This is a genomic window from Streptomyces sp. NPDC017676 (assembly GCF_044329325.1).
GTDB lineage: Bacteria > Actinomycetota > Actinomycetes > Streptomycetales > Streptomycetaceae > Streptomyces.
Genome location: NZ_JBIRJA010000009.1, coordinates 193056 through 215330, shown reverse-complemented (window position 1 = coordinate 215330; position 22275 = coordinate 193056). Strand labels below are relative to the sequence as shown.

Annotated in this window: 20 protein-coding genes; 11 read left to right on the top strand and 9 right to left on the bottom strand. The window is 69.7% G+C overall.

Annotated features, from left to right (window positions below; all coding sequences use genetic code 11):
- Positions 1–33: 33 nt before the first annotated feature.
- The 6 genes from murJ to trxA all read left to right on the top strand — a co-directional run bounded on the left by murJ (position 34) and on the right by trxA (position 7471).
- Positions 34–2406, top strand: coding sequence for a murein biosynthesis integral membrane protein MurJ (gene murJ / locus ACH4LD_RS21380; protein WP_398054859.1), 2373 nt, complete (start codon positions 34–36; stop codon positions 2404–2406).
- Between the two features lie 118 nt (positions 2407–2524).
- A complete protein-coding gene (locus ACH4LD_RS21375; RefSeq protein WP_398054858.1) occupies positions 2525–4246 on the top strand; it encodes a protein kinase family protein in 1722 nt (573 codons plus the stop codon).
- Positions 4247–4271: 25 nt separating this feature from the next.
- Entirely contained in the window at positions 4272–5018 is a 747-nt protein-coding gene (gene sigM, locus ACH4LD_RS21370) for an RNA polymerase sigma factor SigM (RefSeq protein WP_398054857.1), read from the top strand.
- Complete coding sequence (locus ACH4LD_RS21365) at positions 5015–5968, top strand: anti-sigma factor family protein (protein ID WP_398054856.1); 954 nt, start codon at positions 5015–5017, stop codon at positions 5966–5968. Before sigM ends, ACH4LD_RS21365 begins: the two co-directional genes overlap by 4 nt.
- Positions 5969–6121: 153 nt before the next feature.
- Complete coding sequence (gene trxB / locus ACH4LD_RS21360; protein WP_398054855.1) at positions 6122–7090, top strand: thioredoxin-disulfide reductase; 969 nt, start codon at positions 6122–6124, stop codon at positions 7088–7090.
- 48 nt (positions 7091–7138) lie between these two features.
- Complete coding sequence (gene trxA / locus ACH4LD_RS21355; protein WP_103813584.1) at positions 7139–7471, top strand: thioredoxin; 333 nt, start codon at positions 7139–7141, stop codon at positions 7469–7471.
- A 66-nt stretch (positions 7472–7537) separates the two neighbouring features.
- Here trxA and ACH4LD_RS21350 read toward each other — a convergent pair whose 3' ends face one another.
- The 9 genes from ACH4LD_RS21350 to rpmH form a co-directional block, all read right to left on the bottom strand.
- Entirely contained in the window at positions 7538–8155 is a 618-nt protein-coding gene (locus tag ACH4LD_RS21350) for a GNAT family N-acetyltransferase (RefSeq protein WP_103813583.1), read from the bottom strand.
- 223 nt (positions 8156–8378) lie between these two features.
- A complete protein-coding gene (locus tag ACH4LD_RS21345; RefSeq protein WP_398054854.1) occupies positions 8379–9479 on the bottom strand; it encodes a ParB/RepB/Spo0J family partition protein in 1101 nt (366 codons plus the stop codon).
- Positions 9476–10549: a ParA family protein gene (locus ACH4LD_RS21340; protein WP_103813669.1), complete on the bottom strand. Its 1074-nt coding sequence runs from the start codon at positions 10547–10549 to the stop codon at positions 9476–9478. Before ACH4LD_RS21340 ends, ACH4LD_RS21345 begins: the two co-directional genes overlap by 4 nt.
- A gap of 319 nt (positions 10550–10868) precedes the next feature.
- Entirely contained in the window at positions 10869–11585 is a 717-nt protein-coding gene (gene rsmG, locus ACH4LD_RS21335; RefSeq protein ID WP_030640149.1) for a 16S rRNA (guanine(527)-N(7))-methyltransferase RsmG, read from the bottom strand.
- Between the two features lie 118 nt (positions 11586–11703).
- Positions 11704–12216 (bottom strand): R3H domain-containing nucleic acid-binding protein, encoded by a 513-nt coding sequence (locus ACH4LD_RS21330; protein WP_132784882.1) that lies wholly within the window; start codon positions 12214–12216, stop codon positions 11704–11706.
- A 15-nt stretch (positions 12217–12231) separates the two neighbouring features.
- Positions 12232–13503 carry a membrane protein insertase YidC gene (gene yidC / locus ACH4LD_RS21325; protein ID WP_398054853.1) on the bottom strand — a complete coding sequence of 424 codons (1272 nt, stop codon included), beginning with the start codon at positions 13501–13503 and terminating at the stop codon, positions 12232–12234.
- A gap of 3 nt (positions 13504–13506) precedes the next feature.
- Complete coding sequence (gene yidD, locus ACH4LD_RS21320; protein WP_030640154.1) at positions 13507–13881, bottom strand: membrane protein insertion efficiency factor YidD; 375 nt, start codon at positions 13879–13881, stop codon at positions 13507–13509.
- Positions 13878–14249 (bottom strand): ribonuclease P protein component, encoded by a 372-nt coding sequence (gene rnpA / locus ACH4LD_RS21315; protein WP_078611778.1) that lies wholly within the window; start codon positions 14247–14249, stop codon positions 13878–13880. Before rnpA ends, yidD begins: the two co-directional genes overlap by 4 nt.
- Positions 14250–14270: 21 nt before the next feature.
- Positions 14271–14408, bottom strand: a complete 138-nt coding sequence (gene rpmH, locus ACH4LD_RS21310) for a 50S ribosomal protein L34 (protein WP_003956500.1) — start codon at positions 14406–14408, stop codon at positions 14271–14273.
- 397 nt (positions 14409–14805) lie between these two features.
- Here rpmH and dnaA point away from each other — a divergent pair, with 397 nt between their 5' ends.
- The 5 genes from dnaA (at position 14806) to ACH4LD_RS21285 (ending at position 21951) form a co-directional block, all read left to right on the top strand.
- On the top strand, positions 14806–16746 hold the full coding sequence (gene dnaA, locus ACH4LD_RS21305) for a chromosomal replication initiator protein DnaA (protein WP_398054852.1): 1941 nt from the start codon (positions 14806–14808) through the stop codon (positions 16744–16746).
- A 1170-nt stretch (positions 16747–17916) separates the two neighbouring features.
- On the top strand, positions 17917–19047 hold the full coding sequence (dnaN, locus tag ACH4LD_RS21300; protein WP_103813578.1) for a DNA polymerase III subunit beta: 1131 nt from the start codon (positions 17917–17919) through the stop codon (positions 19045–19047).
- Positions 19048–19278: 231 nt separating this feature from the next.
- Positions 19279–20154: a phosphogluconate dehydrogenase (NAD(+)-dependent, decarboxylating) gene (gene gnd / locus ACH4LD_RS21295; RefSeq protein ID WP_014673776.1), complete on the top strand. Its 876-nt coding sequence runs from the start codon at positions 19279–19281 to the stop codon at positions 20152–20154.
- A 76-nt stretch (positions 20155–20230) separates the two neighbouring features.
- The gene (gene recF / locus ACH4LD_RS21290) at positions 20231–21388 is read left to right on the top strand and encodes a DNA replication/repair protein RecF (protein WP_398054851.1); all 1158 of its coding nucleotides are present in this window, start codon (positions 20231–20233) and stop codon (positions 21386–21388) included.
- The gene (locus tag ACH4LD_RS21285; protein WP_398054850.1) at positions 21385–21951 is read left to right on the top strand and encodes a DUF721 domain-containing protein; all 567 of its coding nucleotides are present in this window, start codon (positions 21385–21387) and stop codon (positions 21949–21951) included. The genes recF and ACH4LD_RS21285 overlap by 4 nt, the downstream gene beginning before the upstream one ends.
- Positions 21952–22275 lie beyond the last annotated feature (324 nt).

Below are 22275 nucleotides of genomic sequence, written 5' to 3'. Positions count from 1 at the left end.
CCGGTGGGCCCGGGACGATGAGGTGGGGTAAGCATGAACGCGCCGTACGACGGTGACCGCGGTCAGGGCGCGGCCGGCTCGGGCTACCCCGAGCCGCCGCCCGAGCCCGGCCAGGTGCCGCCGCAGCACGCGGCGGACATGTATCTCCAGGACGCCTACGAGCAGGACCCCTACCGGGCGCACGACCTGGCCGCCCAGGACCCGGTCGCCGAGGCGCTGTACGACCGTGCCGCGCACCCGCCGCCGCCACCGGGCACGTACGACCAGCAGCAGCCGCTGTATGCCCCTCCCGCCCAGTCGCCCTACGCGCCCGACCCGAACGTGTGGGCGCAGACCCCGGCACCGGAGCCGGGTGGCGCGACCCCGTACCTGCCGTACGGCGAAGACCCGCGCACGACCCAGTTCGTGGGCGTGGACGATCTGGTCTCGCACTCCGGCGAGGAGTACCACGAGCCGGACGCCTTCGCGCACCTCTTCAAGGACCAGCAGCACGGCGGCGCCCACGCGCCCATGGATCCCCCGGCCGTTCCGGGACCTGCCGCGGCACCGGGCGGCGGGTACGGACCTGTCGGCCAGTACCCGCAGCCGCACGCTCACGGCCCGCAGCAGGGCCACCCGTACGCCGGCGCCGGATACCCGTCCGGTCCGTCCGCCACCGGGTACGCGGCACAGTCCCAGGTGCCCGCTCCGGCCGCCGCTCCGGGCCCCGCGGGCCCGGGGCTCAGCGAGCCGGAAGCCACCACGGCCGGTGACACGGCCGCTCCCGCCAAGAAGGGCGGGCGGGCCGGCGGGCTGCTGAAGTCCAGTGCGGTCATGGCGGCGGGCACGATGGTCTCCCGGCTCACCGGCTTCATCCGCTCCGCGCTGATCGCCGCCGCGCTGGGCCTCGGCTTCCTCGCCGACTCCTTCCAGGTGGCCTACCAGCTGCCGACGATGATCTACATCCTGACCGTCGGCGGCGGCCTGAACTCCGTGTTCGTGCCCCAACTGGTGCGCTCCATGAAGGAGGACGAGGACGGTGGCGAGGCCTTCGCCAACCGGCTGCTGACCCTCGTGATGGTGGCCCTCGCCGCACTCACCGGGCTCGCGATGTTCGCCGCGCCGCTGCTGGTGCGCCTGCTGGCCGCCCCGGTGGCCGACGACCCCGCGGCGAACGAGGTCGCGGTCACCTTCACCCGTTACTTCCTGCCCTCGATCTTCTTCATGGGCATCCACGTGGTGATGGGTCAGATCCTCAACGCCCGCGGCAAGTTCGGCGCGATGATGTGGACCCCGGTCCTGAACAACATCGTCATCATCGTGACGCTCGGCATGTTCATCTGGGTCTACGGCACCGCCGCGAACTCGCACATGACGGTCCAGAACATCCCGCCGGAGGGCCAGCGTCTGCTCGGCGTCGGTGTGCTGCTCGGCCTGGTCGTCCAGGCCCTGGCGATGATCCCCTACCTGCGCGAGACCGGCTTCCGGGTCCGGCTGCGGTTCGACTGGAAGGGCCACGGCCTCGGCAAGGCCGCGATGCTCGCCAAGTGGACGGTCCTGTTCGTCCTCGCCAACCAGGCGGGCGCCATGGTCGTGACCCAGCTGTCCACCGCCGCCGGCAAGGACTCCGGGGTCAAGGGCGCCGGATTCGCCGCCTACGCCAACGCCCAGCTGATCTGGGGCCTGCCGCAGGCCATCATCACCGTCTCCCTGATGGCCGCCCTGCTGCCGCGCATCTCGCGCTCGGCCGCCGAGGGCGACGCGGGGGCCGTCCGCGACGACATCTCCCAGGGTCTGCGCACCACCGCGGTCGCGATCGTGCCGATCGCCTTCGGGTTCGTCTCGCTCGGCGTCCCGATGTGCACGCTGATCTTCGGCTCCGCCGGTACCGGCGCGGCCACCAACATGGGGTACATGCTGATGGCCTTCGCCCTCGGTCTGATCCCCTACTCCGTGCAGTACGTCGTCCTGCGCGCCTTCTACGCCTACGAGGACACCCGCACCCCCTTCTACAACACGGTCATCGTGGCCGCGGTCAACGCCGGAGCCTCGGCCCTCTGCTACTTCCTGCTGCCGGCGCGCTGGGCCGTCGCCGGCATGGCCGCCGCCTACGGCCTGGCCTACGCCATCGGGGTGGGCGTCGCCTGGCGCCGGCTGCGCCAGCGGCTGGGCGGGGACCTGGACGGCTCCCGAGTGCTGCGCACCTACGCGCGACTGGGTATCGCCTCGGTTCCGGCGGCCCTCCTCAGCGGTGCGGCCTGCTACGGCATCGGACACACCCTCGGCCTGGGCGTCGTCGGCTCCTTCGCCGCGCTGCTCGCCGGTGGTGTGGTTCTCTTCGGCGTCTTCTTCGTCGCCGCCCGCCGGATGCGCATCGAGGAACTCAACTCGCTCGTCGGTATGGTGCGCGGGCGTCTGGGGCGTTGAGGCGGGGGTAGGCGCACAACCATCGTCCGCTGCTGTGTGTCGTGCATAGCGGCGGACTGTGGGCACAATTGGTTTCGGCGTCGGACAGCGTGCAACGGATGGGGAGGCAGGGACGACGGTGGCGGAACGGAGCACGGCTGCCGTCGACGTGGCAGACAACAGCGGTGAGCAACCGCTGACCGCCAAGGCGGACCAGTCCACGGCCGACGGGGTGGCCAAGAACCCGGAGCGGGACACGGACAGCGTGGAGGCACAGGGGAGCGGCGGAACCGAAGGTCCCGGACGGAAGGCCTCGCCTCCGGAGTTGCACAGCGGTCACAAGCTCGCCAGACGCTACCGGCTGGAGGAGTGCGTCACCCGTCTGGACGGATTCAGCAGTTGGCGTGCGGTCGACGAGAAACTCCGTCGTGCCGTCGGCGTCCATGTACTGCCCGCGGAGCACGCCCGGGCCCGTTCCGTCCTCGCCGCCGCCCGATCCTCGGCGCTCCTCGGCGATCCGCGCTTCGTCCAGGTCCTCGACGCCGTCGAGGAGAACGACCTCGTCTACGTCGTCCACGAGTGGCTGCCCGACGCCACCGAACTGTCCACGTTGCTCGCCGGCGGCCCGCTGGAACCGCACGACGCCTACCAGATGGTCAGTCAGGTCGCCTCCGCCATGGCCGCCGCCCACCGGGAGGGCCTCGCCCATCTGCGGCTGAACCCGAACGCTGTGCTGCGCGCCTCCACCGGTCAGTGGCGCATCCGTGGTCTCGCTGTGAACGCCGCCTTGCGGGGCGTCACCTCCGACACCCCGCAGCGCACCGACACCGAGGCGATCGGCGCCCTGCTGTACGCGGCGCTGACCCAGCGCTGGCCCTACGAGAGTGACGCCTACGGTCTGTCCGGCCTCCCCAAGGACATCGGACTCATCCCTCCGGACCAGGTGCGGGCCGGTGTGCACCGCGGACTGTCCGAACTCGCCATGCGCGCCCTCGTCAACGACGGTGCCACGGCGTCCCGTCACGAGGCTCCGTGCACCACGCCGGAGGAGCTGGTGAAGGCGATCGGTGAGATGCCGCGCATCCGCCCGCCCGAGCCCGCGTTCACGGCCCCGCCGGAGTACCAGCGCACGACCTATCAGCAGGGCACCTACGGCCGCCCGGCCCCGCACCCGGGGGTCACCCAGCCGCTCGCTCCCCCGCCGCCCCCGCTGCAGAGCCGCACCGGGAAGGCCCTGAAGTGGGCGGTGTCGGCCCTGCTCATCGCCGCCCTTGGTCTGGGCAGCTGGCAACTGGCTGACGCTCTGATGGACCGGGGCGGGAAGTCGGACGACACCAACAAGAGCCAGACGACGGACGGCGGCGACAAGAACGCCGTGAAGCCGAAGCCGACCCCCATAAAGATCCAGACCGGGCAGGAGTTCGTCGCCAAGGGCGACGCCCAGAGTCCCGGTAACGTCCCCAAGACGTATGACGGCGACACCTCGACGTACTGGAAGACCAAGAGCTTCAACGAAGGTCCGACCATCGCGCCGTTCAAGCCGGGCGTCGGCATCGTGTACGACCTCGGCTCGGCCAAGGAGCTCGGCGCGGCCACCATCGACCTCCGCTACGGTGGTGACCACACGACGGTCGAGCTGTACGCCGCGGATTCGCTGTCCCCGGCCTCGCTGGATTCCATGACGAAGATCGGCAGCGCCACGACGACGGGCACCACGGCCACGGTGAAGGTCACCAAGCCGGTCAAGACGCAGTACGTTCTCGTCTGGCTGACGGCCGTGCCCAACTCGGGATACGACTCCACCTTGTACGCCAGCGTCGGCTACAAGCAGGCCATCGGCGAAGTGAAGTTCACGGGCTGACGTCTCACCCGGACCGGAGGGGCAGATGGCGGAGGCCGGATATGACGGAGTGGGCGACCGCGACCTGCTCGCCCGCCATGTGGAAGGCGACCCCGAGGCCTTCGGTGAGATCGTGCGGCGCCACCGGGACCGGCTCTGGGCGGTCGCCCTGCGGACCCTGGGGGACCGCGAGGAGGCCGCTGACGCCGTTCAGGACGCCCTGGTGTCGGCCTACCGGGCCGCCCACACCTTCCGGGGGCAGTCGGCCGTCACGACGTGGCTGCACAGGATCACGGTGAACGCCTGCCTGGACCGGGCGCGTAAGGCGGCCTCGCGGAAGACGGCTCCGGTCGACGACACCGAACGGCTGGAGCAACTGCTGGAGCCGCACGAGTCCGCCTCGGCACCGGCCGAGCGGAAGGACGTGCACCGCCAGCTCCTCGAAGCGCTCGGCACCCTTCCACCCGAGCAGCGGGCCGCTCTGGTCCTGGTGGACATGCAGGGCTACCCCGTGGCGGAGGCCGCGCGCATCCTCGATGTCCCCACGGGGACGGTGAAGAGCCGGTGCGCCCGGGGCAGGGCAAGGCTGCTGCCGCTGCTCACCCATCTACGGCCCGAAGGCACTCCGCAGGCACGATCGGCCGACGCCGGAGGAGGAAAAGAGACCGGCCCGGAACGGAACCGGGGGCAGGGGTCATCCGTCCCACCGGCAACGGGGTCACCGAGCGGACCTTCCAAGGACGCGGGACCGAGCAATACAGCCGTAGTGAAGGGCGGAGGTGGGCGAGCGTGACTTCCACGACAGACACGGCCGGGCACCCGGACGTCGCGGAGATCTCCGACCTCACCGAGGGCCTCCTTCCACCGGACCGCAGCACCGCCGTACGGAGCCATCTGGACGTGTGCGAGGAGTGCGCGGACGTCTATACGTCGCTGGAGGAGATCCGCGGCCTGCTGGGATCCGTGCCGGCGCCGGAACGTATGCCGGACGATGTGGTCGAGCGCATCGGCGTCGCCCTTGCAGCCGTGGCACCGCTGAACGCGGGCGGCGAGGAGACCGGAGCCGATGTTTCACGTGAAACAACGTCCCCCACTGTCCACCCCGCTGCTCACCCCAGTGCGCACCCCGCTCCCCACTCCACCGCCCCTGCCACTGATCACCCTGCCGACCGCCCCGCAGGGCGTCCGCGCGCGGGGACCGGACCCGGCCGCAAGGGACCACGGCGTGGGCGGCGCCGTGGCCGGCTCGTTCTGGGCGCCGTTCTGACCGCCGCGGTACTGGGGGCCGGAGGCCTGATCGTCAAGTCGCTCGGGGACACCGCCGACCACACGACCGCCCACGGGACACCGACCGCCTCCGTCGACACCTTCTCCGGCGACAGCGTGCAGAACCAGGTGCACGCCCTCCTCGCCACCAAGAAGGGTCTGCTGCCGGACAGCGCGAAGCCCCGACTGGGCGGTGACGGCGGGTCGGACGCGCCCGGCTCGACCGAGCGCCCCAACACCCTGCTCCAGACCACGGTTCCGGTCCCCGACTGTGTCCGGCAAGCACTCAACCAGAGCGCTGACGTCCTGGGCGCCAAGACGGGAACGTACGCGGGTAAGGCTGCTTATCTCGTCGTCGTGGCCGACACACACGACAGCAAGCGGGTCACCGCCTATGTGGTCGACGCGACCTGTGTGCACCAGCAGACGGCTTCGGCCGGCACAGTTCTGCTGAAGCAGTCCGTCGCGCGTCACTGAGTCGGCTGGAACACTCCTTCGGCCGTTCCCGGGCACGCGTGTGCCGTGGCACACCGGGAATGCGGGGCCCGTAGGATCCGTTGGGTGGGGTGAGAGTCCCGAAAGGGGCTCCCGCCGGTCGACTGACGCAGACCAGAGACGAGGAATCAAGCCGTGAGCGACGTCCGTAACGTGATCATCATCGGCTCCGGGCCCGCAGGCTACACGGCGGCGCTCTACACCGCCCGTGCGTCGCTGAAGCCCCTGGTGTTCGAAGGCGCCGTCACCGCAGGTGGCGCCCTGATGAACACCACCGAGGTGGAGAACTTCCCGGGCTTCCGCGACGGCATCATGGGCCCCGAGCTCATGGACAACATGCGCGCCCAGGCCGAACGATTCGGTGCCGAGCTGATCCCGGACGACATCGTCTCCGTCGACCTGACCGGTGAGATCAAGACCGTCACCGACACGGCGGGCACGGTCCACCGGGCGAAGGCCGTCATCGTCACCACCGGCTCCCAGCACCGCAAGCTGGGCCTGCCGAACGAGGACGCGCTCTCCGGCCGTGGTGTCTCCTGGTGTGCCACCTGTGACGGGTTCTTCTTCAAGGACCACGACATCGCCGTGATCGGCGGTGGCGACACCGCGATGGAGGAGGCCACCTTCCTCTCGCGGTTCGCCAAGTCCGTGACGATCGTCCACCGCCGGGACACCCTGCGCGCCTCCAAGGCCATGCAGGAGCGCGCCTTCGGCGACCCGAAGATCAAGTTCGTCTGGGACAGCGAGGTCGCCGAGATCCAGGGCGACCAGAAGCTCTCCGGTCTGAAGCTGCGCAATGTCAAGACCGGCGAGCTGTCCGAGCTGTCCGCGACGGGCCTGTTCATCGCGATCGGCCACGACCCGCGCACCGAGCTGTTCAAGGGCCAGCTGGACCTGGACGAGGAGGGCTATGTGAAGGTCGACTCCCCGTCCACCCGCACCAACGTGACCGGTGTCTTCGCCGCCGGTGACGTGGTCGACCACACCTACCGCCAGGCGATCACCGCGGCCGGGACCGGCTGCTCCGCCGCCCTGGACGCCGAGCGCTTCCTCGCCGCCCTCGCGGACGAGGAAAAGGCGGAGCCCGAGAAGACCACCGTCTGACCTTCCCTCTCCCTCACCCCACCGCACGACCAAGGTAAGGAGCCCACCGTGGCCGGCAACCTGAAGACTGTGACCGACGACTCCTTCGATCAGGAGGTCCTCAAGAGCGACAAGCCCGTCCTCGTGGACTTCTGGGCGGCGTGGTGCGGCCCGTGCCGTCAGATCGCCCCGTCCCTGGAGGCGATCGCCGCCGAGCACGGCGACAAGATCGAGATCGTCAAGCTCAACATCGACGAGAACCCCGGCACGGCCGCCAAGTACGGCGTCATGTCCATCCCGACCCTGAACGTCTACCAGGGCGGCGAGGTTGCCAAGACCATCGTCGGCGCCAAGCCCAAGGCCGCGCTTCTCCGTGACCTCGAAGAGTTCATCGCCGAGTGACGTTTCACGTGAAACATGAAGGGGCCGACCCGCAAGGGTCGGCCCCTTCATGTTGATCCCTCTCCGCTACAGCGGCCTCAGCGCCGGCTCCTTCTGAACCGCTCCCAGGAGCCGGTCGAGTGCCATCTCCACGTCTTCCTTCCAGGAGAGCGTGGACCGCAACTCCAGCCGCAGCCGGGGATGCGTGGGGTGCTGCCGGACCGTCTTGAAGCCCACGGCCAGCAGATGCTCGGCGGGCAGCAGACAGGCGGGCTCCTTCCAGCGGGAGTCACCGAACGCCTCGATCGCCCTGAAGCCCCGGCGCAGCAGATCCTTGGCCACCGTCTGCACCAGCACCCGGCCCAACCCCTGCCCCTGGTATCCCGGCATGACGAAGCCGGTCATCAGCTGGACGGCGTCCGGCGAGACGGGACTCGTGGGGAAGGCCGTCGAGCGAGGGACATACGCCGGCGGAGCGTACAGGACGAAGCCCGCCGGTACGTCATCGACGTACACCACCCGGCCGCACGACCCCCAGTCCAGCAGGACGGCGGAGATCCAGGACTCCTTCTCCAGCGCGGCCGTGCCCGCCTTCACCGCCGCTTCGCCGCTGACAGGGTCCAGCTCCCAGAAGACACACGAACGACAACGGTGGGGAAGATCCTGAAGGTTGTCCAGTGTGAGCGGCACGAGCCGACGCCCCATGAAGGCTGATCCTCGCTTCCTTCGCCCGCCGCATCGCGAGCGGCTGCCCCCGTCTCTCCACTCACAGACGCAGACGCTGTCCGGTGCATGTGCCCTGTCTGATCGCATCGTATCCACGATCGGATTCACTCGATACCGCCTCAAAGCAAAGAGCGGACCGTGTTCCGGTACACACCGGACACGGTCCGCTCCACTGCTGCACGGGGCGGTACCCGCCCAAGGGTCAGTCGTGCGTTTCCTCGGCGTCGCTCTCCTGAAGGCTCTTCTGAAGGGCCAGCTTCTCGCCCGGGGCGAGCGTGCTGAGGATCCTCTCCAGATCATCCGCGGAGGCGAACTCCACGGTGATCTTGCCCTTCTTCTGGCCCAGCTCGACCTTCACCCGCGTCTCGAAGCGGTCCGAGAGCCGCGTGGCCAGATCGCTCAGTGCCGGCGAGGGCACCGAACCGGCCCGGGGCCCCCGGGAGCGCGAAGCCTTCTGAGGCCGCGAGCCCATCAGGGTCACGATCTCTTCCACGGAACGGACGGACAGCCCCTCGGCCACGATCCGGTGTGCCAGCCGGTCCTGCTCCTCAGAGTCCTCGACGGCCAGCAACGCCCGGGCGTGACCGGCCGAGAGCACTCCGGCCGCCACCCGCTTCTGGACGGTCGGGGACAGCTTCAGCAGACGCAGAGTGTTGGAGACCTGCGGACGGGACCGACCGATCCGGTCGGCCAGCTGGTCATGCGTGCAGTTGAAGTCCTTCAGCAGCTGATCGTAGGCAGCGGCCTCTTCGATCGGGTTCAGCTGCGCACGGTGCAGGTTCTCCAGCAGCGCGTCCAGGAGAAGCTTCTCGTCCTCCGTGGCCCGGACGATGGCCGGGATGGCTTCCAGGCCGGCCTCGCGGCAGGCGCGCCAGCGCCGCTCGCCCATGATCAGCTCATAGCGGCCGGGCCCCAGCTGCCGCACCACGACGGGCTGCAGCAGACCGACCTCCTTGATGGAGGTGACCAGTTCCTGGAGCGCGTCCTCGTCGAAGATCTCACGCGGCTGGCGCGGGTTCGGCGTGATGGCGTCGAGGGGGATCTCGGCGAAGTGGGCACCCATCGGGGGCGCGGGCGCCTCCACGGTCTGGCTCGCCGGAGCCACCTCGGTCTCCTGGGCAACCGGCGGCAGGGTGGCCACCTTCGCCGCGGCCACTCCGCGGTCAGTCGTCAGCACCGGAACGGCTCCGGGGGAGCTCGACCCTCCGCCCCCCATTGCCGCCGGAGCCGGTGCCTTCTCCGTCGGGGCAGCAGGGATCAGTGCGCCGAGACCACGGCCCAGACCCCTCCGTCGCTCGCTCACTGGATCCCCTCCACCATGCTTGGGTCGTTCTGTGCGCCGATATGGGCCTGGCTCGCGTCGTAGCTGACGCCGATGCCCTTCAGCGCGATTTCTCGGGCGGCCTCAAGGTACGAGAGGGCGCCGCTCGATCCTGGATCGTAAGTCAGCACCGTCTGCCCGTAACTCGGTGCCTCGGAGATACGGACGGAGCGGGGAATGCTCGTCCGCAGCACCTCGTCACCGAAGTGATTGCGCACCTCTTCCGCGACCTGGGAAGCAAGGCGCGTCCGGCCGTCGTACATGGTGAGCAGGATGGTCGACACATGCAGGGCGGGGTTGAGGTGCCCCCGCACCAGGTCGACGTTGCGCAGGAGTTGGCCGAGGCCCTCCAGCGCGTAGTACTCGCACTGGATCGGGATGAGTACCTCGGCACCCGCGACCAGCGCGTTGACCGTCAACAGGCCGAGCGAGGGCGGGCAGTCGATGAGGATGTAGTCCAACGGCTGCTCATACGCCTGGATGGCCCGCTGGAGCCGGCTCTCCCGGGCCACCAGGGACACCAACTCGATCTCCGCACCGGCGAGATCGATGGTGGCCGGGGCGCAGAAGAGACCTTCGACATCCACGACGGGCTGGACGACCTCGGCGAGAGGCTTGCTTTCGACCAACACATCGTAGATGGACGGAACGTCGGCGTGGTGGTCGATCCCGAGGGCCGTGGACGCGTTGCCCTGCGGGTCGAGGTCGATCACCAGGACGCGGGCACCGTGCAGGGCCAGCGAAGCGGCAAGATTGACGGTCGTCGTCGTCTTGCCCACGCCACCCTTCTGGTTGGCGACCACGATGACTCTGGTCTGCTCCGGTCGGGGCAGGCCTTCGCCGGCGCGGCCGAGAGCTTCCACCGCCAGTTGGGCCGCACGACCGATGGGAGTGTCGTCCATCGGAGGCGGTGTTTCACGTGAAACATCCGCCCCCATCGACTCGGTGCGGGGACCGGGGACCGGATCGGTCATCGGTCCCGCGATATTGGCGTCGGACCGCAAGGATTCACTCTCCTCGACTTCAGGCTCGCAATGAACAGAGCCTCCCATGTCTTCGGGGTCGTGAACCAGTGAGGCCTGGTCTTCTGTGGAGAAATCCACCTCTGTGGACAACTCCGTGCCCCCGGAGGGGGACGAAGATGCCGGAGATGGGGCCGGAGCATGCGGGGTGGGGACCTCTCCGAGGGAACCGAGGGGCTTCCGGTCGCGAGGTTCGGCCGCAGCGCGGCCACGACTGATGATGCCGTGCAGCAGGGAGCGACGTTTCACGTGAAACACGATGCACAGCGGCGACGACCGGACCGTCGCGACACTCCGGCTTGCGCGGGTTTGGCAGCTTGTGTGGAGTACGTCTCGCCGTCAGGACGGATCAGCGGCGTCGGCGAGTCCGTCCCGTCCGGGCCGCCTTCGCCCGCTTGGCGGCGAAGCGCACACCGCCCGGGCTCTCACCCACCTCGACCCGCACCACCGTCGACAGCGGATCCACGATGCCCTCACCCACGTGGAGGATGGACGTCTCCACCGCGCCGAGCTTGCTGAGCGCGGCAGCGGATGCCTTCAGCTCCTCCTCGGCGGTGTCGCCCTTGAGTGCGAGCATCTCGCCGTACGGCCGCAGCAGCGGAATGCCCCAGGTGGCCAGGCGGTCGAGCGGAGCCACGGCCCGGGCCGTCACCACGTGGACCGGCGGGAGCTTGCCCAGAACCTCCTCGGCACGGCCGCGCACCACCGTGACGTGGTCCAGGCCGAGCAGCTCGACGACCTCCGTGAGGAAGTTGGTGCGCCGCAGGAGGGGCTCCAGCAGCGTGATGTTCAGGTCGTCGCGGACCAGAGCCAACGGGATGCCCGGCAGCCCGGCGCCAGAGCCGACATCGCAGACCGTCACTCCCTCGGGGACCGCCTCGGAGAGCACCGCGCAGTTCAGAATGTGCCGCTCCCACAGACGGGGCACTTCCCGCGGACCGATCAGGCCCCGCTGCACGCCCGCCTCGGCGAGCAGCTCCGCATAGCGGACCGCATCGGCGAAGCGATCACCAAACACTTCGCGCGCCTGCTCGGGCGCGGGGGGAAGCTCCGCTGCCTCCGTCACGGGGACCGTCCTTCCGTACAGCGCCGGCGCTTCGCGCACCGGCCACCAGAACTACCAGGCTGACAAAGTTCGACCCCGCCTGCTCAACAGACGGGGCCGGTGGAAATGGGAGAGCCGATCAGGCGGGCAGCACGACGACGAAGCGCTGCGGCTCCTCGCCCTCGGACTCGCTGCGCAGCCCCGCGGCCTTGACCGCGTCGTGCACGACCTTGCGCTCGAACGGGGTCATCGGCTTGAGCTTCACGGGCTCGCCGGTGCTCTTGACCTCGGCGGCGGCCTTGGCACCCAGCTCGGACAGCTCGGACCGCTTGTTGGCCCGGTAACCCGCGATGTCCAGCATCAGCCGGCTGCGATCGCCGGTCTCCCGGTGCACCGCCAGGCGCGTCAGCTCCTGAAGCGCCTCCAGCACCTCGCCGTCCCGGCCGACCAGCTTCTGCAGGTCGCGGCTGCCGGTGTCGCTGATGATCGACACGGAGGCGCGGTCGGCCTCGACGTCCATGTCGATGTCGCCGTCGAGGTCGGCGATGTCCAGCAGACCCTCCAGGTAGTCCGCCGCGATCTCACCCTCCTGCTCCAGGCGGGTGAGGGTGTCTGCACCCTCGGCAGCGGCGGAGGTGGTGCCTTCCGTCACGGGATGGGCTCCTTCTTACTTCTTGGACGGGGACTTGGGCCGCTGCGGGCCACCCTTGCGCTGGCCGGACTGGGCCTTGCTGCGGGTGCCGGAGCCGGGCTTCTGGGGCTGCTTGGCAGTAGCGGGCTTGGCGTCCTGCGGCTCGCCGGACTTCTCCAGCGAGGTGGGGTCGCCCGCCTGCTTGGGCCCGGACTGGCGCTGGGCCTTGGTCTGACGCTTGGGCTGCTGGCGCCGCGCGGCGGTGGCCGTGGTGGTGTCGACGGGCGCACCGTCCTCGGTCTGCGCCCCGGCGTGAACCGTGCTCTTCACCACGGTGCCGTCGCTCTGGGCGGCGAGGCCGGCCTTGGTCAGCGAGTTGATGAACTTGCGCTCGAACTCGTTGCGGTCGCGTCCCTTGGCGACGATCGCCTTGACGATGGTCTTCTCGCTCCGGCGGCGGACCTTGCCGTGGTGCGTGACGTGCTTGGTCAGACGCTCCAGGTAGGCGGCCTGGGCCTTGGAACCCGGGGTCGGGTTGTTGTGGATCACGTACATCTGCTGGCCCATGGTCCACACGTTGGTGGTCAGCCAGTAGACGAGGACACCGACCGGGAAGTTGATACCGAAGACGGCGAACATGATGGGGAAGACGTACATCAGCATCTTCTGCTGCTGCATGAACGGCGTCTTCACCGTCGTGTCGACGTTCTTCGTCATCAGCTGGCGCTGCGTGTAGAACTGCGACGCCGACATCAGGACGATCATGACCACGGTCACGACACGGACGTCGGTGACCGAGGCGCCCAGGGCGTGGATCGTGCCGGAGCCGTCCTTGAACTTCGCGGCGAGCGGGGCCCCGAAGATGTGCGCCTTACGTGCGCTGGCCAGCAGCGACTCGTTGATGACGCCGATGGTGTGGCCCGACGCGATGCCGTTGAGCACGTGGTACAGGGCGAAGAAGAACGGGGACTGCGCCAGGATGGGAAGGCACGAGGAGAGCGGGTTGGTGCCCGACTCCTTGTACAGCTTCATCATCTCTTCGGACTGACGCTGCTTGTCGTTCTTGTAGCGCTCCTGGATCTTCTTCATCTCGGGCTGGAGCGTCTGCATGGCCCGGGTCGCCTTGATCTGCTTCACGAAGAGCGGGATCAGGCAGATGCGGATCAGGATCACCAGAGACACGATGGACAGGCCCCAGGCCCACCCGGTGTCAGGGCCGAAGAGGGCGCCGTAGACCGTGTGGAACTGGACGATGACCCATGAGACGGGTGTGGTGATGAAGCTGAAGAGGCTGGCAATCGTGTCCACTAATCATGCTCCTTGGGCATGGGACGAGGTCTCTGCGGCCGGGCTCGGAGGAAGCTCGGAAGCAGGCTTCTCGGGCTTCGCTTCGGTGGCCGGTTCGGCGGCGGAGGGCCCGCCCCTGCGTGCGCGCCACGCGTTGCGCAGCATTTCGTGCCACCGCGGGCGCTTACGCGGCGGAACATGGTCCACACCGCCGAGCGACCACGGATTGCACCGGAGGATGCGCCAGGCGGTGAGTGCCGTTCCCTTGATCGCACCGTGCCGGTCGATGGCCGTGTAGCCGTAGTGGGAGCACGACGGGTAGTACTTGCACACCGGCCCCAGCAACGGACTGATCGTCCACTGGTACAGCTTGATCAGAGCCAGCAGCGGGTACTTCATCGCGCGCCCCCTCCCAGCAGCCGCTGAAGGGCGGCATCCAGGTCTCGGGCCAGCTGTGCGTGGTCTGCGTCGCCCGCTCCGGGCAGCGCTCGTACGACTACCAGGCTACCGGGGGGGAACAGGGCGACTCGGTCACGCATCAGATGACGCAGTCTGCGCTTCACTGTGTTGCGCACGACCGCGCCACCCACGGCCTTGCTCACGACGAAACCCGCACGCGTCGGGGGAGCGCTCTCCCCAGGCGCGTGCGGGTCCGTGGCACCGCTTCGAAGGTGGACGACGAGGGTCGGGCGTCCGGCCCGACGACCTCGTCGTACCGCGGTCGCGAAGTCCTCGCGCCGCCTCAGCCGGTTCTCGGTGGGCAGCACGACGTCATGACCTGATCGGGATCAGGCGGACAGGCGGGCGCGACCCTTGCTACGGCGGGACGCGAGAATCGCGCGGCCGGCACGGGTGCGCATACGCAGCCGGAAGCCGTGGGTCTTCGCGCGACGACGGTTGTTCGGCTGGAAGGTGCGCTTGCTCACTCGGGGGCTCCAGAAGAAATCGGTAGTGGCGGGGTGCCGTCCTGGCTGTCACCGTGCGCCCACGAGTAGCTCGCGTCACGCCCGAGTGCACCGCTTCCCGATCACCTGACGTGATCTGTGCCCATCGGAGGCAGGCGGCAGCAGCCATCGACAACTCGACCTGGTTACGGTACGCGGGGCTGCGCCATCCGGTCAAACCGAGGGTCACCGGGGGACACTGTCCACAGGCTGGGGACAACAACTTGAACCGTACCCGCCGCGCTGACTACCGTGGCTGAACTCCGATTCGTTCCCTTGTCCCCGCCCGAGCGGGATTGCCCCCCACCGACCCACCCGGATTCCATCCCGACCCGTCCCCGAACCACACGTTCGTGGGACCTGTGAGAGAGCGTGCCCTGTGGCTGACGTACCTGCCGATCTTGCCGCAGTGTGGCCACGAGTACTGGAGCAGCTCCTCGGAGAGGGCCGCGGACAGGGTGTGGAGGCGAAGGACGAGCACTGGATCCGGCGCTGCCAGCCGCTCGCGCTGGTCGCGGACACCGCCCTGCTCGCCGTGCCGAACGAATTCGCGAAGGGCGTCCTGGAAGGCCGCCTGGCACCCATCGTCAGCGAGACGCTGAGCCGGGAGTGCGGCCGTCCCATCCGGATCGCGATCACCGTGGACGACTCGGCGGGCGAGCCGCCGGCACCCCCCGCGCCGCAGACGCCGAAGCCTCGCTACGAGGAACCGGAACTTCCCGCGGGACCGTATGAGGGCTACGGCCGCCACCGCGGCGACCGCCCGGGCGGTGACCCGCGCGCCGAACAGCTTCCGCCCGCCCGCCCGGACCAGCTCCCCACCGCCCGCCCGGCCTACCCGTCGGAGTACCAGCGTCCCGAGCCCGGCGCCTGGCCGCGTCCCGGTCAGGACGAGTACGGCTGGCAGCAGCCCCGGCTCGGCTTCCCCGAGCGGGATCCGTACGCGTCGCCGTCGTCCCAGGACGGCTACGGCTCCGGCCCGGACGCGTACGGCTCGCCGGCGCAGGACTACCGCCCGCAGGGCATGGACCGGTCGCCGTACGAGCAGCAGCGCGGCGACTACGACGGCCCGCGCGCGGACTACGAACCCTCCCGCCCGGACTACGACTCCCCGCGCGCGGACTACGACCCGTCCCGGACCGAGTACGACCAGCGCGAACTGGTCCGCCGTGAGCTGCCCGAGCCGCCGGTGCACCGCGGTGGTCCCGGCCGTCCGGACGTGCCCTCGACGGGCACCCCCGGGCCGCTGGCCGCGCAGCCCGCGCCGGCGAGCGGCCCCGGCGAGCCGACCGCGCGGCTGAACCCGAAGTACCTGTTCGACACGTTCGTCATCGGCGCCTCCAACCGGTTCGCGCACGCGGCGGCGGTCGCGGTCGCCGAGGCCCCGGCGAAGGCCTACAACCCCCTGTTCATCTACGGGGAGTCGGGGCTCGGCAAGACGCACCTCCTGCACGCCATCGGGCACTACGCGCGCAGCCTCTACCCGGGCACGCGCGTGCGGTACGTCAGCTCGGAGGAGTTCACCAACGAGTTCATCAACTCCATCCGCGACGGCAAGGGCGACAGCTTCCGCAAGCGCTACCGGGAGATGGACATCCTGCTCGTCGACGACATCCAGTTCCTCGCGGACAAGGAGTCGACGCAGGAGGAGTTCTTCCACACCTTCAACACGCTCCACAACGCCAACAAGCAGATCGTGCTCTCCAGCGACCGGCCGCCCAAGCAGCTGGTCACGCTGGAGGACCGGCTGCGGAACCGCTTCGAGTGGGGTCTCATCACCGACGTCCAGCCGCCCGAGCTGGAGACGCGCATCGCGATCCTCCGGAAGAAGGCGGTGCAGGAGCAGCTCAACGCCCCGCCGGAGGTGCTGGAGTTCATCGCCTCCCGGATCTCACGGAACATCCGTGAGCTGGAGGGCGCGCTGATCCGGGTGACGGCGTTCGCCTCGCTCAACCGGCAGCCGGTGGACCTGGGCCTGACGGAGATCGTCCTGAAGGACCTGATCCCCGGCGGCGAGGACTCGACGCCGGAGATCACCGCGACGGCCATCATGGCGGCGACGGCGGACTACTTCGGGCTCACGGTCGAGGACCTGTGCGGCAGCTCGCGCGGCCGTCAGCTGGTCACGGCGCGGCAGATCGCGATGTACCTGTGCCGGGAGCTGACGGATCTGTCGCTCCCGAAGATCGGGGCGCAGTTCGGTGGGCGGGACCACACGACCGTCATGCACGCCGATCGCAAGATCCGGGCGCTGATGGCCGAGCGGCGGTCGATCTACAACCAGGTGACCGAGCTGACCAACCGGATCAAGAACGGCTGACCCACGGCCGGCGCCGGTCGTACGGCGGCACCGAGGCGCCTTCGGGACGAGTTCCCGGGGGCGCCTCTTCGCGTCCCCGGCGGCCGTTCGGCCAACCCTTGCCCGGAGCTTTGACGGAGAGCGTGGGGAGGGCCGCCCGTCCGCCGCCGGCGGCACGGCTCCCGTGGCTCCGACCGAGCGGGCCTGCCGTGGCACCGACCGTGCGCCTGCGGCAGCACCATGCGCCTTCCCTGACGCCGACCGCGGATCTGCCGCGGCACCGACCGTGCGCCGCCCCGGCACCGCCTGTGGACCTGCCGTGGCGCCGATCGTGAGCCTGCCGTGACGCCGACCGTGGGTCGGCCGTGCCACCGACCGGTGCGGCCTGCCGCGGCGCCACGCGGGTACCGCCGCTCGCCATCCGGTGTTCGATTACCTGCCTGGTTACGGCCACTCTCCACAGATTCGCTGACTTTCTTCCGTCCACATCCTGGGGACTGTGGAGTTGTCCCGAACTGCGTCCACAGGGCAGCCTCGCCCCTGGCTTCCGCCCAGCTCAGGGGCCTGTGGAATCGTGGACGAACGATCTCCACAGACTGTGGACAACGCGGAGATCCACAGCCTGTGCACGGAGTTGTCCACCGGCGGCCCACAGGCTGGGGGCACTTGTCCCCAGCGATCCCCAGCTTCTCCACAGCGCTGTCCACTGTTCGGCAACCCGGCGCACCCGCTCACCGCGTCGAGTGAAAGCCGTCACAGGAAGCTGCCGGATTGGGGTGTGGGAAACCTGGGTATTCCTGGGGACACAGCTGGGGAGAACTGCCCTCAGCCTGTGGGCGACGTGTGCAGAACTTTCTGTTCTCCACAGACAGCCCCGGTTGTCCACTGCCTCCACCCACAGGGCCGGTGGATAAAATATCCGCGCTGAGCTGGGCAAACGTGGTTATCCACGGTATCCACAGGCCCTACTACTACTCCCGACTAGAGAGAGCTCGGCAATCGTTTCGAAGCGGGGCCTGTGCACAACTCGCTGTCTCGCGTCCGGCTGCCCCCCGGTCCGACTTGACCCCAACGGGCACCTACTGTCAGTGCCGTGCGTCAGACTGGTTCCGGTGTCCTTCCCGTCGCAGAGGGCGGTGACACCGAGTCGGAGGACTCAGCAGCAACGGCAGCATCAGGAGGCGGCTTACGGTGAAGATCCGGGTGGAACGCGACGTACTCGCGGAGGCAGTGGCGTGGGCCGCACGCAGCCTCCCGGCCCGTCCGCCGGCGCCTGTCCTCGCCGGCCTGCTGCTGAAGGCCGAGGACGGCCAGCTCAGCCTGTCCAGCTTCGACTACGAGGTCTCCGCACGGGTGAACGTCGAGGCGGAGGTCGAGGAGGAGGGCACCGTCCTCGTCTCCGGCCGGCTGCTCGCCGACATCTCCCGCGCCCTGCCCAACCGGCCGGTGGAGATTTCCACAGACGGTGTACGGGTCACCGTGATGTGCGGCTCCTCCCGGTTCACCCTCCACACCCTGCCTGTGGAGGAGTACCCGTCGCTGCCGCAGATGCCGAACGCGACCGGCACCGTCCCCGGTGAGGTCTTCGCCGCCGCCGTCTCCCAGGTGGCCATCGCGGCCGGCCGGGACGACACGCTCCCGGTGCTCACCGGTGTGCGCATCGAGATCGAGGGCGACACGGTCACCCTGGCCTCCACCGACCGCTACCGCTTCGCGGTCCGCGAGTTCCTGTGGAAGCCGGAGAACCCCGACGCGTCCGCGGTCGCCCTGGTCCCGGCGAAGACGCTGCTGGACACCGCGAAGTCGCTGGGCGCCGGTGACAGCGTCACGCTGGCGCTGTCCGGCTCCGGTGCCGGTGAGGGCCTGATCGGTTTCGAGGGCGCCGGGCGGCGTACGACCACGCGTCTGCTCGAAGGCGACCTGCCGAAGTACCGCACGCTGTTCCCGACCGAGTTCAACTCCATCGCCGTGATCGAGACGGCGCCCTTCGTGGAGGCCGTCAAGCGCGTGGCGCTGGTCGCCGAGCGGAACACCCCGGTGCGGCTGAGCTTCGAGCAGGGCGTGCTGATCCTGGAGGCCGGGTCGAGCGACGACGCACAGGCTGTGGAAAGGGTGGACGCCCAGCTGGACGGCGACGACATCTCCATCGCCTTCAACCCGACGTTCCTGCTGGACGGTCTGAGCGCGATCGACTCGCCGGTGGCGCAGTTGTCGTTCACCACGTCCACGAAGCCGGCGCTGCTGAGCGGCAAGGCGGCGGTGGACGCGGAGGCCGACGAGGCCTACAAGTACCTGATCATGCCGGTGCGGCTCAGCGGCTGATCGTCGTCCACAGCTGTGCACGGTGCCGGGACGCCGCAGGGGCGCCCGGCACCGTGGTCGGTCGGCCGGGTGGCCGCCGGCCGCGCAGCTACGGCGGCACGAGTCGATGGACGAGACCGTTCCCGCAGGTGAGCGGCTATGCCCACAGCTGTGCACGAGCGTCCGGGTTTAGGCTCGGCTCGGCACTTCCGGTGCCTCTCACGCCACACAGCGACCTAAGGAACACAACTGATGGAGCTCGGTCTCGTCGGCCTCGGCAAGATGGGCGGCAATATGCGCGAGCGGATCCGCCGCGCGGGCCACACCGTCATCGGATACGACCGCAACGCGGACCTCGCGGACGTCCACAGCCTGGAAGAGCTCGTGGGCAAGCTCAAGGGCCCGCGCGTGGTCTGGGTGATGGTCCCGGCCGGCGAGCCCACCCAGTCGACCATCGATCAGCTCGCCGAGCTGCTGGAGCCCGGCGACGTGGTCGTGGACGGCGGCAACTCCCGCTGGACGGACGACGAGAGGCACGCCGAGGAGCTGGCCGCCAAGGGCATAGGCTTCGTCGACTGCGGTGTCTCCGGGGGCGTCTGGGGCCTGGAGAACGGGTACGCGCTGATGTACGGCGGCGACGCCGAGAACGTCGCCAAGGTGCAGCCGGTCTTCGACGCGCTGAAGCCGGAGGGCGACTTCGGTTCGGTGCACGCGGGCAAGGTCGGCGCGGGCCACTTCGCGAAGATGGTCCACAACGGCATCGAGTACGCCATGATGCAGGCCTACGCCGAGGGCTGGGAGCTGCTGGAGAAGGTCGACTCCGTCACGGACGTCCGTGAGGTCTTCCGCTCCTGGCAGGAGGGCACGGTCATCCGCTCCTGGCTGCTGGACCTCGCGGTGAACGCCCTCGACGAGGACGAGCACCTGGACGGTCTGCGCGGTTACGCACAGGACTCGGGTGAGGGACGCTGGACTGTGGAGGCCGCGATCGACAACGCCGTGCCGCTGCCGGCGATCACCGCGTCGCTGTTCGCGCGGTTCGCCTCCCGCCAGGAGGACTCGCCGCAGATGAAGATGATCGCCGCGCTGCGCAACCAGTTCGGCGGTCACGCGGTGGAGAAGAAGTAATCCACAGGGTCGCTCCGCGATCCACAAGAGGGTCGCTCCGCGATCCACAAGCCCGAGGGAGGTCGGCGGTACCGCCATGCACGTCACGCATCTGTCGCTCGCCGACTTCCGCTCGTACGCCCGGGCCGAGGTCCCGCTCGACCCGGGCGTCACCGCCTTCGTCGGCCCCAACGGGCAGGGCAAGACCAACCTCGTGGAGGCGGTCGGGTACCTGGCGACCCTGGGCAGCCACCGGGTGGCCTCCGACGCCCCCCTGGTCCGCATGGGCGCCGAGCGGGCGGTGGTGCGGGCGCAGGTCCGGCAGGGCGACCGGCAGCAGCTCATCGAGCTGGAGCTGAACCCCGGCAGGGCCAACCGCGCCCGCATCAACCGGTCCTCGCAGGTCAGGCCGCGGGATGTGCTGGGGATCGTCCGGACCGTGCTGTTCGCGCCCGAGGACCTCGCGCTGGTCAAGGGCGACCCGGGAGAGCGGCGGCGGTTCCTGGACGAGCTGATCACCGCGCGGTCCCCGCGGATGGCGGGTGTGCGCTCGGACTACGAGCGGGTGCTCAAGCAGCGCAACACCCTGCTGAAGACGGCCGCGCTGGCCCGTCGGCACGGGGGCCGGAGGGGGGCACCTCCCGGGGGAGCGGAGGCGAGCCCGGGGGCGGACCTGTCCACGCTCGACGTGTGGGACCAGCATCTCGCGCGCGCGGGCGCGGAGTTGCTCGCCCAGAGGATGGATCTCGTCGCCGCGCTGCGGCCGCTCGCCGACAAGGCGTACGAACAGCTCGCTCCCGGCGGCGGTCCGGTCGCGCTGGAGTACAAGCCGTCGGCGCCCGGCGAGGCACACACGCGTGAGGACCTGTACGCCCAGCTGATGGCGGCCCTGTCGGAGGCGCGCAGGCAGGAGATCGAACGGGGCGTCACCCTGGTGGGACCGCACCGCGACGACCTGCTGCTCAAGCTCGGTCAGCTGCCCGCCAAGGGCTACGCCTCGCACGGCGAGTCCTGGTCCTACGCGCTCGCGCTGCGGCTGGCCTCCTACGACCTGCTGCGCGCCGAGGGCAACGAGCCGGTGCTCATCCTGGACGACGTCTTCGCCGAGCTGGACGCCCGTCGCCGGGAGCGGCTGGCGGAGCTGGTCGCGCCCGGCGAGCAGGTGCTGGTCACCGCCGCCGTGGACGACGACGTACCCCATGTGCTGGCCGGCGCGCGGTACGCGGTGGCCGGTGGGACGGTGGAGCGCGTATGAGCAGCCAAGAGCCGGTCCCGGACACCCCCGGCCCGCGGAGGACGAGCGCCCGGGGCGGTGACGAGCCGTCCGGTGTCGACCTCGCGCGCGTGGCGTTGCGCGCGGCGAGGGAGCAGGCACGCGCGCGGGGCGACGCGGCGCGGCAGAAGAAGCAGGCGCGGCGCGGTGGCGGTCTGCGCTCCGGCGCGCGCGCCGACGGACGCGACCCCATGGCGCTGGGCGCGGCGATCAACCGGCTGATCACCGAGCGCGGCTGGGAGAAGCCGGCCGCCGTGGGCGGGGTGATGGGCCGCTGGCCGCAGATCGTCGGCGAGGACCTGGCCAAGCACTGCGTGCCGCAGCGGTACGACGAGGACGAGCGGGTGCTGACCGTCCAGTGCGACTCGACGGCCTGGGCGACCCAGCTCCGGGTGCTCGCCCCGACCCTGGTGGCGCGGATCAACGAGGACCTCGGGCACGGCAGCGTACGGATGATCAAGGTGCTCAATCCGGGCGGCCAGGCCCGCCGCTACGGCCCGCTGCGGGCTCCGGGGAGCACCGGACCCGGCGACACCTACGGGTGATGTACCTCACGTCGGGCGGCCGCCCCGGCGTGCCGTCGTACCCCCGTCCACAGGTGTGGATCACCGCGGTGGAGCGCCCCGGAACCCCCGGCGATCGGCCTCGGACCGCCATCTGACCCGACAGTAGCCACCGGTTGACGGCTCGAAGCGCTGAGTGCCGCCGTGAGCCCCTTGGAGCCCCCTTCCGTATATCGGTACCCGGCACAGACCGGTTGAGGGCGGCACATGGGAGCTCAGGTGCCCGCAAACCCCCATCGATGTCAGTGCTACCGGTAGACTGGAAGACAATCCCGCCCCAACGTGGGGACCGCCCGGGAAAAGCTG

Coding starts and splice junctions, on each gene's coding strand:
- recF (WP_398054851.1), top strand. CDS start 20,231: ATGCACGTCACGCATCTGTCGCTCGCCGACTTCCGCTCGTACGCCCGG.
- murJ (WP_398054859.1), top strand. CDS start 34: ATGAACGCGCCGTACGACGGTGACCGCGGTCAGGGCGCGGCCGGCTCG.
- yidD (WP_030640154.1), bottom strand. CDS start 13,881: ATGAAGTACCCGCTGCTGGCTCTGATCAAGCTGTACCAGTGGACGATC.
- ACH4LD_RS21340 (WP_103813669.1), bottom strand. CDS start 10,549: ATGGGAGGCTCTGTTCATTGCGAGCCTGAAGTCGAGGAGAGTGAATCC.
- ACH4LD_RS21350 (WP_103813583.1), bottom strand. CDS start 8,155: ATGGGGCGTCGGCTCGTGCCGCTCACACTGGACAACCTTCAGGATCTT.
- gnd (WP_014673776.1), top strand. CDS start 19,279: ATGGAGCTCGGTCTCGTCGGCCTCGGCAAGATGGGCGGCAATATGCGC.
- sigM (WP_398054857.1), top strand. CDS start 4,272: ATGGCGGAGGCCGGATATGACGGAGTGGGCGACCGCGACCTGCTCGCC.
- ACH4LD_RS21285 (WP_398054850.1), top strand. CDS start 21,385: ATGAGCAGCCAAGAGCCGGTCCCGGACACCCCCGGCCCGCGGAGGACG.